Annotated in this window: 2 protein-coding genes; both read right to left on the reverse strand. The window is 64.4% G+C overall.

All coding sequences use genetic code 11. The features are described 5' to 3' along the window. The coding region (locus DY467_RS25295) for a hypothetical protein (protein ID WP_164639795.1) at positions 1–422 on the reverse strand (422 nt) is incomplete at its 3' end. 19 nt (positions 423–441) lie between these two features. Next, positions 442–777 (reverse strand): flagellar assembly peptidoglycan hydrolase FlgJ, encoded by a 336-nt coding sequence (gene flgJ / locus DY467_RS25300; RefSeq protein ID WP_164601625.1) that lies wholly within the window; start codon positions 775–777, stop codon positions 442–444. Positions 778–817: the final 40 nt, after the last annotated feature.

Below are 817 nucleotides of genomic sequence, written 5' to 3' on the forward strand. Positions count from 1 at the left end.
GTGTAGGTCTGCGGTCCGTTGCGCTTCTGCACTTCGGCATTGACGCCGCGCACGATGCCCTCCGAAACCGCGTGCGCAGTCGCGAGGACCGTCAGATTGACCTGCAGCATGGCGCGGAAAACTTCGTGATGCCGATGCAGCGTGGCGAGCAGATCGGGCGTCGCTTTGGCCATGTAGGGCTGGCTGGCGCGCACCAGCGTGATGGCGCTGATGTAGCGCTTGGTGCGCTCTGTCTTGTCGCTTTCGAGCTGCATCGCTTCGGCGATGTGTCCGGCGCGGACCAGTTCGGTCTCGCGCTCGATCAGCTTCAATAGCCCGTCCATCACCGAGATCAGGGTTTCGGCGAGCTTGCGGGCGTCGGCCGGGGTGGACACCGGCTGTGCGGCGGCGGGCTGAACTTGCTGAGAATGCGTGGAGTTCATGGCGTCGTCCTTTGCGGGTTCAGGAGCGCGCGGCCTGTTGCAGGATCAGCGAGCGGTAGACGTCGCTGGCGATGCCGATGCCGCCGGCCTTGGCGATCATCTGCGAATGCTGTTCGGTCAACATCGAGCGCCAGACGCCGGTTCCGACGGTGTCGCCGAACGGTCCGTCGCCTTTCAGGCCGACCGTCATCTGCGAGAACATGGTGTTGATGAACATCGCCTCGAAGTCGCGGGCGTTGGCCTGCGCCTTTTGCTGGACCTTGGCCGGCACTTTCGACAGCGCTTCGGCGAGCGCGAAGTCGGGACGACCGTTGTAGGTCGGAAGGGTGGGGCCGTAGGTGGTGGCGGTTGTCATCACATCACCTCGATGTCGGCTTCAATGGCGCCGGCAGCCT

Source organism: Rhodopseudomonas sp. BR0G17 (assembly GCF_010907025.1).
GTDB classification, from domain to species: Bacteria; Pseudomonadota; Alphaproteobacteria; order Rhizobiales; family Xanthobacteraceae; genus Rhodopseudomonas; species Rhodopseudomonas palustris_H.